We start from the raw sequence: 7,904 nt of genomic DNA on the forward strand, positions 1-7,904 counted from the left end.
CCAGACTGCTCAATCAAGCGAAAACCCGGATCACCAGAGGCGCCACCACCGCCGAGGCGACCGCCGACCCTATGCCCATGGTGATGGCGTAAACCGCCGTCAGGCGCGCGATCTGGTTGGGGAAATCCCGCTTCAGCAGGCTGGGCACCAGCGTGTTGCCGATGGCGATGCCCGCCCCCAGCACGGCTGTGCCGAAATACAGGCTCCACAACGGCCCGATGGAGCGGACGCCGATGCCGACCATCATCACGATCAGGGCCAGGAACAGCACCCGCTCCAGCCCGTACTCCTTGGCCAGCAGTGCCGCGAACGGCGACACCAGGCAGAAGGTCAGAAGCGGCAGGGTGATCAGCAGACCCGCCTGCCCCGCCCCGATGTGGAACGCCTGCTGGATCACCTCCAGCACCGGTCCGACCGCGGTGAACGGCCCCCTCAGGTTGGTGGCGAACAGAAGGACGCCCAGTATGATCCAGGCGGGATGGAGGCGGTGACGCTGAGGCATGGCGGGGTCCGATCTGTGCGCCCTCCAGATAGCAATGGCGGCGCTTGCCGGATTTGGATATTCAGTCAGATAATTTCTGAAACCGGCCAATCACGCTTGCCCTACCCCTTTGATCCTGACGAAACCGATCTGCCGGTCACGGCCATGCACCTGGAGGCGACGGCGCATGACCGCGAGGCGCCGATGCACGTGCATCGCAAGGGCCAGTTGGTCGTCACCCTGCGCGGCGGCGTGATCTGCCGCACCGAGGCCGGTCTGTGGATGGTGCCTGCGGGCAGCGGCGTCTGGGTGCCCGGCCATATCCGCCACAGCAATGAGATCACGGCCAACGGGCGCGTGGCTCTGCTGTTCATCGACCCGGAGGTCAGCGGCCTGCCGGACCGCTGCGCCACCCTGACGCTGACGCCGCTGGTGGTCGAACTGGTCCGGCATCTGGCGGAACGACCCGCTGCGCCATACCAGCCGGGCGACCACCTGCACCGCATGGTTCAGGTGCTGCTGGAAGAACTGCGCGGCATGGCGGTCAGCACCCTGCACCTGCCCATTCCCGACGATCCGGCCCTGCGCCACATCGCCGACGCCCTGATCCAGAACCCGCAGGACCGCGCGCCGGTGTCCGAATGGGCGCGGCGGGTGGCGATGAGCGAACGGTCCCTGTCGCGTCTGGTCGCGCGCAAGACGGCCATGAGCTTCGGCCGCTGGCGCCAGCAGTTGCAGATCATCATCGCCCTTCAACGCCTGTCCGAAGGCGCCTCGGTCCAGACCGTCGCCTACGACCTGGGCTATGAGTCCGTCAGCGCCTTCATCACCATGTTCAAGTCCGCCCTGAGCAAGCCCCCCGCCCGCTATGTCGCCGAAACAGCACGCGCAGGCGCACCGGCCGAAGACAGCGAAATCTAGGCCACACCCCACACGGCTCATGGCGGCTTGACTCATTTCGATGATTAGCTAATTATCACATCATGAGCCAGGTTTTCAAAGCCCTTTCCGACCCCACCCGCAGGCGCGTGCTTCAACTGCTGCGTCAGGGGCCGATGACGGCGGGCGATATCAGCGACCAGTTCGATGTCTCCAAACCGACCATGTCCGCACACTTCGCAGTGCTGAAGGAAGCCGATCTGGTTCACACGGAAAAATTAGGAAAATCAGTAATCTATCACCTGAAGCTGTCAGTGCTCGAAGAAGCCCTGCTCGGCTTCGTCCACTCGTTCGGCCTCGACGCCGAGGCGCCCACGTCAAAAAAGGAGACTGCACGATGAAGAAGGATCTGATCGGAAGCTTCGCCTGGGGCGGCGCCATCCTCGCCATAGCTCTGGCAGGCAGTTTTGCGCGCAAAATGGGCTATCTGGACCACGATACAGTCATACGCGTGGTTGTCGGCCTGAACGGTCTGATGATCGCATGGATGGGAAACCGGATGCCCAAGACCTTCGTGCCCAGCGCCAGCGCCCGGCAGGCCCGGCGCGTCGCCGCCTGGTCGCTGGTGATCAGCGGACTGATCTACGCCGGTCTCTGGGCCTTCGCCCCGATCCCGGTCGCCATAGCGGGCGGCAGCGCCGCGGTGATTGCCGGCATTGTCGTGACGATCGGCTACTGCCTGTCGCTGAAGGCGAGAGCCAGAACCGCCTGAAGCCCAGCCCCCTAACCCCGCCCGGCCCTGGCCTCGTCCGGGCGCAGGGTCAGGATGCGCACGCCGTCGCGCGTGACGGCGACGGTGTGTTCGAACTGGGCCGACAGTTTTCCGTCCTCGGTCACCACGGTCCAGCCGTCGTCCTCCGTGTCGACCTTGCGGGTTCCTTGATTCAGCATCGGCTCGATGGTGAAGACCATGCCTTCGCGCAGGGTCATGCCGGTCCCCGCCTTGCCGAAATGCAGCACCTGCGGGTCTTCGTGCATCTCACGCCCGATGCCATGGCCGCAGTAGTCGCGCACGACCGAGTATCCCGCCTGTTTGGCGTGACGTTCGATGGCCGCGCCGATGTCGCCCAGCCGCGCGCCGGGCCGCACGGTGCGGATGCCCTTCCACATGGCCTCATAGGTGGTGCGGACCAGACGTCGCGCCGCAGGGCCGACATTGCCGATCAGATAGGTCTTGCTGGAATCGGCGATGAAGCCATCCTTCTCCAGCGTGATGTCCAGATTGACGATGTCGCCGTCCTTCAGCACCTCGTCCGCCGACGGCACGCCGTGGCAGACGACCTGATTGCGCGAACTGTTCAGCACGAAGCCATAGCCATACTGCCCCTTGGACGCCGGACGCGATTTCAGCTCATCGACGATATAGGCCTCGACCAGATCATTGATCTGGAGCGTGGTCATGCCCTCCAGCGTCAGCCCGTCCAGATGGGTGAAGACCGAGGCCAGCAGACGCCCCGCCTCGGCCATCAGGGCCAGTTCTTCCGTGGTCTTGATCATGCCGCCGCGACCGGCGTGCTGGCGGCATCCACCCCCGCCGCCTTCAGCTCACGCGCCACCAACTCCTGAAACGTCAGGCCGGGATTGGTCTCGCACAACATGCCGATCCTGATCCAGAAAGCCGCCTGGGCGTTGATCGAGCGGTACGACGCCTTGCTGGCCCGGCGCAGCTGCTCATGCAGCTCATCCTCGATATTGACGATCCCCACCGGGCGCTCCTGAACATATACGTTTCGTATGCGCTTTATATATTCGGATACGAAAGCAGTTCAAGGTTACGCCGACGCGATCACGCATGTTGGAAACCCACATCCCCTCATGCTCAAGCGCGCCACGCAGGTGGTCATTCCACAAGGAGACATCCAAGACTTCGGCCAAGGGTGGAAAGCAGACCTTAGTGATGCCACCGTGAACCAGACCTCCGGAGGCTGCATGACCGACGACGCCACTGATCCAATCACGCCCGCCGAGATAGAGCATCGCGTTGATGAGATATGGGACGGATCATCCCTTGAGCAGCGCTACAACTATCTCGACTATCACTTCGAGATAGACGGAGCTTATTGCCGCGCTCGCACTTACCTCGATGATATTGGGACTGTGACGATCTTCGGCCCCTTCGATCACAGAGGCAGAATCTCGAAGATTGACCGTCCAGACCTTGAACGGGCGGCGGCCGCTTATTTGGCAAAGCGGTTCCCGAAAGTGAAGCGGCTCTAGAGTCCGCTAGGGGTCGAAAGCGGATAATGGTTCACGGGCGAAAATCAGAACCTATCGCCTCTTGATCCACCCGCCATTCCTCGCACCTCGCCATGGCGGAAGCAGGTGTTCTGGTGGTCGTTGACCATGCCGACGGCCTGCATGAAGGCATAGACGATCACCGGGCCGCAGAAGTTGAAGCCTCGCTTCTTCAGGGCCTTGGCCATGGCTTCGGACTGTTCGGTCTTGACCGGCGCCTCGCGGAAGTCAGTCCAGTTGGTCTGGATTGGTTCGCCGCCGACGAAGGACCACAGCCATTCGGAGAAATCCTCGCCATTATCCCGCATCTCCAGCCAGATCTGCGCGCCCCGGATGGCGGCGTTGATCTTGGCGCGCGAGCGGATGATGCGGGGATCATTCAGCAGGCGCTGGATATCCTCTTCGCCATAGCGGGCGACGATCTCTGGATCGAAATTGTCGAAGGCGTCGCGGATGCCCTCGCGTTTTCTCAGGATGGTGATCCAGGCCAGGCCCGCCTGAAACCCATCCAGGATCAGCTTCTCCCACAGTGCGCGCGGATCACGCTCAGGCACGCCCCATTCTGTGTCGTGATAAGCAATGTAGAGCGGGTCCGTCGTCCCGCACCACCCGCAACGACCTTCGGCGTTTGAATCGGTCATGGCGGTAGGTTGCCAGTTTGTTCATGGCGTGGAAAGCCGAAACCCTCTCCCGTCGGGAGAGGGCTTGAACGCCCCAGAGTGCAGCGATCGGTCTGGCGTGAAAGGGTGAGGGCCTGCCTCAGTCCCGAACCAGCCCGCCGTCCACCACCAGATTCTGACCCGTCACTGCGCGGCTCCACGGGGAGGCGAAGAACAGGGCCGCGTCGGCGAACTCTTCCGGGGTGGTGACGGAGCGCAGCGGGGTCATGCCGGCGATCAGGTCGAAGACGGCTTCGGGTGTGGCGGCGCTGGCGTCGGTGGTGCGCAGAAGGCCGCCTGAGACCATGTTGACGGTGATGCCGTCAGGCCCCAGATCGGCGCAGGCCGTGCGGGTCAAGGACAGCAGGGCGGCCTTGGCGGCGGTGTAGTCGTGGTACGGCACGACGGGGTTCTGGAACAGGTTGGTGCCGATGTTGATGACGCGGCCGAACCGGCCTGCCGCCATGCCGGGCGTCGTGGCCTGAATGACGTTCAGGGCGCCGCGTACGACGGTCGAGAACTGGGCGGCCAGATCATCCCAACGGATGTCGGTCATCTGGGCGCGGGCGTCGCCGTTGAAGCTATAGTCCAGCGCGTTGTTGACCACGGTGGTGATGGCGCCGCCGAAATGGCTCTGAGCCTGAGCGACCATGGCATCGACCGCCGCGCGGTCGGCCACATCGGCCTGAAGGGCGATGGCGCGTTCGCCGATTTCGGCGGCCAGAGCCTGGGCCGCATCGCCGCTGTTGCGCCAGTTGATCACCACGCGGGCGCCTTCACGGGCGAAGGCGCGCACGGATGCAGCGCCGACGCCGCGCGCCCCGCCGGTGACGAGGACGATCTGCTCGGCGATCTTCATGGGTTCAGTCTCACGCGTTGGAGGAGGGGGCTTCCTCGCCCATCCAGGCGGGGCGATGCAAGCGCACAGGCCGCCCATCAACAGTCAGATCACCGTCCACCCGGTCCACGCGCAGCAGGGCCATGACCACGCCGTCTTGCCCGCTCAGCACCTGACCGGCGCGCAGTTCGCCGTTCAGCACCTCTGCGCCGAACGCGAAGGGGGCGCCGTCAAAGGTCAGGGGCATCATCCGGTTCTTGATCGTGCCCCGTCGCTTCATGCGCGAGGTCGTCTCCTGGCCGATGAAACAGCCCTTCCTGAAGTCGATGCCGTTCAGCAGGTCGAAGTCGGCTTCGATGGGATAGGTCTTGTCCTGCGGCGCGTCATTGGTCGGATCGGGCACGCCGACCGCCAGACGATGATGGTTGTAGTCGTCCTCGTTCGCGTCCGCCGCCGCCTCGCCATACAGGCGTCCGCCCAGCGCAGGCGTGCGCGGGTCGTCGATGAAGCCTTCCTCGGGGATGGGCCAGCCCGCATGGACCGGGCGGTCGTCGGCGGCGATCTCGACCTTGGCGCGCAGTTTGTACATCGACAGGCGCTGGATCAGGGCGTCGCGTCGCTCGGCGGCGACGTCCAGCAACACCCCATCCTCGGTCCCCAGAATGAACAGGTCGAACAGCAGCCGTCCCGGCGGCGACAACAGGGCGCCGAAACGCAGCTCCCCGGCGGTGATCGTCTCCACATCCTGCGTCAGCAGATTGTGCAGGAAGGGGCGGGCGTCAGGGCCGGTGACGGCGATCAGGGCGCGGCTGGACAGAAGGGCGACAGGCATAAGGCCAAGATAGGAGGACGAGGGCGGACGCAGAAGGCGCCGCGACGAAAAAGCAGGGTTCGCTTTTATCTGTTCAGTTCACCGCATACCGCGCCGTGACCCCGTCTGGCTGGAAGTCGTGTTCAGCCAGCTTGTCCAGGGATTGCAGCACGCGGTCCACGAAGGCGGCGTGATCGCCTGCTTCGATGGCGGGGCGCAGCCAGTCGGTGACCATGGCGCGGGCCGGATAGGTTCCGACCGGGCCGGGGATGGACAGGGCGACCTGGATGCCCTCGGCGATCCATCCGGCGACGGTGGCGAAGAAGTCCTCGTCGCCCAGAAACTCGGTCGGTCGCACGACGTACAGGGTGATGATCCCATCCTCGACGCCGTCGGGGCGGACGATGACGCCGCTGCGGTCGGGGCGCCAGTCATCAGACAGCTCGACCACACGCCACAGGCAGAACCAGACGCGGCAGGTCTGGGGGCGGATCGCGTGAACCGAACAGCCCGCCCCGTCGACGCAATAGGCGCACAGTTCGCCCGTCGGCTTGGCCAGTTCGGGCAGGTTCAGCGGAATGACGCGGCAGCACTCGACGCAGCCGCCGCAGTTCCGGTCCGGCAGCAGGGGAAGGCTCACCCTAAAGTGCGCTCAAGCTGGGCGATGCGGCGGTCCATGTCGGCGACCACGTCTTCCAGCCGCTTCTTCTCCGAAACCATGTCCACCGGCGTCCCGTCCTCATAGGAAATGGTCGCGCCCTTGGCGATCAGGTCCAGCCGGTAGATGGCCGTGACCCGCTGCGCCTTGAAGCGTTCGAGGGCGGCGGAGGCGGCGGGATCGGTCGTTTTGGTCATGGACAGGCTCTAAACCATAGGCCCAGCCTGTGGAAACAGTCGTTTGCCGATGAAGCCGGGGCAGAATCCCTGTAACAATCAACGAATGATCGGGCGTTTCCCCATCCTCTATATCGCCGAGGCGGACGCCGAAGACGCTGTGCTGTCTTCGGGCGTGCTCGCTCATCTGGTCGACAGCCTGCCCAATGCCAGCTTCACCATCGTCGGATCGGCGGCGTCCGCGCCCCTGTTCGCCGACACGCCGCGCCTTGCAAAACTGATCGTGCTGGAGCGCGAGGGCCATTTCGAATGGATCGCCCTGTGGAATCAGGTGCGGGCGACCAAATGGGGGCTGGTGGTCGACATGCGCGGCTCGACCCTGTCGGGCAAGCTGCGGCGTCAGAAGCGGGCCGTGCGGGGCAAGGATGAGCCGGGCGTTCACGCCGTGGTCGCCGCCGCCGCTGTGCTAAAGCTGGAAGCCGACGAGGCCCCTGCGCCGAAAATTTTCACCTCGGAGCAGACGCTGGCCGAGGCGCGGGCGCTGTTCCCGACCACCGGCGGCGATGGCCCCATCCTGGCCATCGGGCCGGGCGTCGAATGGATGGGCAAACGCTGGCCCGCCGAGCGTTACGCCAAGGTGGCGACCAAGCTGCTGGCCGACGACGGGCCTCTGGCGGGCGGACGCCTGATGCTGGTCGGCGAGGAGTTCGACCGGGAGGCCGCCCACACCATCCGCTATGCCGTGCCGCGTGCGCGGGTGATTGAGCTGCAAGGCAAGCTGACACGGCTTCAAACGGCGGCGGCCCTGTCGCAGGCGGTGCTCTATATCGGCGCGGACTCGATCTGGACCCATCTGGCCGTGGCCTCCGGCGTGCCGACGGTGGCGGTGTTCGGCCCTTCGGACGAAACCACGCGCGGCCCATGGCAGGGCGCCTCCGTGCGCGGCCCCCGCACCTATGCCGAGTTCAAGGCGCTGGACCCGCGTCTGAATCAGGCGATCCAGCACATGATGGACCTGCCGTGGGAGCGTGCGTTGAAGGCGGCGGTGAAGCTGCTGAAGGCGCGGGGTTACTCACCTTTTTAGTGCGTCATCCTCGGGCTTGACCC

General features: G+C 64.9%; 13 protein-coding genes. 5 read left to right on the forward strand and 8 right to left on the reverse strand.

The features are described from left to right. Window positions 1-13 precede the first annotated feature (13 nt). Window positions 14-502 (reverse strand): MFS transporter, encoded by a 489-nt coding sequence (locus QZ281_RS05955; protein WP_292225873.1) that lies wholly within the window; start codon window positions 500-502, stop codon window positions 14-16. 96 nt (window positions 503-598) lie between these two features. Between QZ281_RS05955 and QZ281_RS05960 the strand changes: the two genes are divergently transcribed. From QZ281_RS05960 to QZ281_RS05970, 3 genes are all read left to right on the forward strand, one after another. After that, a complete protein-coding gene (locus tag QZ281_RS05960) occupies window positions 599-1,402 on the forward strand; it encodes a helix-turn-helix transcriptional regulator (RefSeq protein ID WP_292225874.1) in 804 nt (267 codons plus the stop codon). 62 nt (window positions 1,403-1,464) lie between these two features. Then, window positions 1,465-1,761: an autorepressor SdpR family transcription factor gene (locus QZ281_RS05965; RefSeq protein WP_292225876.1), complete on the forward strand. Its 297-nt coding sequence runs from the start codon at window positions 1,465-1,467 to the stop codon at window positions 1,759-1,761. Further along, a complete protein-coding gene (locus QZ281_RS05970; protein WP_292225878.1) occupies window positions 1,758-2,132 on the forward strand; it encodes an ammonium transporter in 375 nt (124 codons plus the stop codon). The genes QZ281_RS05965 and QZ281_RS05970 overlap by 4 nt, the downstream gene beginning before the upstream one ends. Window positions 2,133-2,143: 11 nt before the next feature. Here the strand turns inward: QZ281_RS05970 and map are convergent, their stop codons facing one another. Both map and QZ281_RS05980 read right to left on the reverse strand, forming a co-directional pair. Continuing rightward, entirely contained in the window at window positions 2,144-2,917 is a 774-nt protein-coding gene (gene map / locus QZ281_RS05975) for a type I methionyl aminopeptidase (protein WP_292225880.1), read from the reverse strand. Next, a complete protein-coding gene (locus QZ281_RS05980) occupies window positions 2,914-3,126 on the reverse strand; it encodes a ParD-like family protein (protein WP_292225883.1) in 213 nt (70 codons plus the stop codon). The genes map and QZ281_RS05980 overlap by 4 nt, the downstream gene beginning before the upstream one ends. Window positions 3,127-3,235: 109 nt before the next feature. Between QZ281_RS05980 and QZ281_RS05985 the strand changes: the two genes are divergently transcribed. Next, the gene (locus QZ281_RS05985; protein WP_292225885.1) at window positions 3,236-3,637 is read left to right on the forward strand and encodes a hypothetical protein; all 402 of its coding nucleotides are present in this window, start codon (window positions 3,236-3,238) and stop codon (window positions 3,635-3,637) included. Window positions 3,638-3,681: 44 nt separating this feature from the next. Here QZ281_RS05985 and QZ281_RS05990 read toward each other — a convergent pair whose 3' ends face one another. The 5 genes from QZ281_RS05990 to QZ281_RS06010 all read right to left on the reverse strand — a co-directional run bounded on the left by QZ281_RS05990 (window position 3,682) and on the right by QZ281_RS06010 (window position 6,818). Next, window positions 3,682-4,296 (reverse strand): DNA-3-methyladenine glycosylase I, encoded by a 615-nt coding sequence (locus QZ281_RS05990; RefSeq protein ID WP_292225888.1) that lies wholly within the window; start codon window positions 4,294-4,296, stop codon window positions 3,682-3,684. 118 nt (window positions 4,297-4,414) lie between these two features. Next, window positions 4,415-5,173 (reverse strand): 3-oxoacyl-ACP reductase, encoded by a 759-nt coding sequence (locus tag QZ281_RS05995; RefSeq protein ID WP_292225890.1) that lies wholly within the window; start codon window positions 5,171-5,173, stop codon window positions 4,415-4,417. A gap of 10 nt (window positions 5,174-5,183) precedes the next feature. After that, window positions 5,184-5,984, reverse strand: coding sequence for a folate-binding protein YgfZ (locus QZ281_RS06000; protein ID WP_292225892.1), 801 nt, complete (start codon window positions 5,982-5,984; stop codon window positions 5,184-5,186). A gap of 73 nt (window positions 5,985-6,057) precedes the next feature. Beyond that, on the reverse strand, window positions 6,058-6,603 hold the full coding sequence (locus QZ281_RS06005) for a hypothetical protein (protein ID WP_292225894.1): 546 nt from the start codon (window positions 6,601-6,603) through the stop codon (window positions 6,058-6,060). Continuing rightward, window positions 6,600-6,818 (reverse strand): hypothetical protein, encoded by a 219-nt coding sequence (locus tag QZ281_RS06010; RefSeq protein WP_292225896.1) that lies wholly within the window; start codon window positions 6,816-6,818, stop codon window positions 6,600-6,602. The genes QZ281_RS06005 and QZ281_RS06010 overlap by 4 nt, the downstream gene beginning before the upstream one ends. 85 nt (window positions 6,819-6,903) lie before the next feature. On the opposite strand from QZ281_RS06010, the gene QZ281_RS06015 reads away from it, so the two are divergent. Further along, window positions 6,904-7,881, forward strand: a complete 978-nt coding sequence (locus QZ281_RS06015) for a glycosyltransferase family 9 protein (RefSeq protein ID WP_292225898.1) — start codon at window positions 6,904-6,906, stop codon at window positions 7,879-7,881. The last annotated feature ends 23 nt before the right edge of the window (window positions 7,882-7,904 follow it).

Origin of the sequence: Brevundimonas sp. (genome assembly GCF_018608325.1) — a bacterium.
In the GTDB taxonomy this organism is placed as follows: domain Bacteria; phylum Pseudomonadota; class Alphaproteobacteria; order Caulobacterales; family Caulobacteraceae; genus Brevundimonas.

Bases quoted from the DNA above. Each gene is read 5' to 3' on its own strand.
- QZ281_RS05965 (WP_292225876.1), top strand. From the start codon at position 1,465: ATGAGCCAGGTTTTCAAAGCCCTTTCCGACCCCACCCGCAGGCGCGTG.
- QZ281_RS05995 (WP_292225890.1), bottom strand. From the start codon at position 5,173: ATGAAGATCGCCGAGCAGATCGTCCTCGTCACCGGCGGGGCGCGCGGC.
- map (WP_292225880.1), bottom strand. From the start codon at position 2,917: ATGATCAAGACCACGGAAGAACTGGCCCTGATGGCCGAGGCGGGGCGT.
- QZ281_RS05955 (WP_292225873.1), bottom strand. From the start codon at position 502: ATGCCTCAGCGTCACCGCCTCCATCCCGCCTGGATCATACTGGGCGTC.
- QZ281_RS06000 (WP_292225892.1), bottom strand. From the start codon at position 5,984: ATGCCTGTCGCCCTTCTGTCCAGCCGCGCCCTGATCGCCGTCACCGGC.
- QZ281_RS05990 (WP_292225888.1), bottom strand. From the start codon at position 4,296: ATGACCGATTCAAACGCCGAAGGTCGTTGCGGGTGGTGCGGGACGACG.
- QZ281_RS06010 (WP_292225896.1), bottom strand. From the start codon at position 6,818: ATGACCAAAACGACCGATCCCGCCGCCTCCGCCGCCCTCGAACGCTTC.
- QZ281_RS05970 (WP_292225878.1), top strand. From the start codon at position 1,758: ATGAAGAAGGATCTGATCGGAAGCTTCGCCTGGGGCGGCGCCATCCTC.
- QZ281_RS06015 (WP_292225898.1), top strand. From the start codon at position 6,904: ATGATCGGGCGTTTCCCCATCCTCTATATCGCCGAGGCGGACGCCGAA.
- QZ281_RS05985 (WP_292225885.1), top strand. From the start codon at position 3,236: ATGCTCAAGCGCGCCACGCAGGTGGTCATTCCACAAGGAGACATCCAA.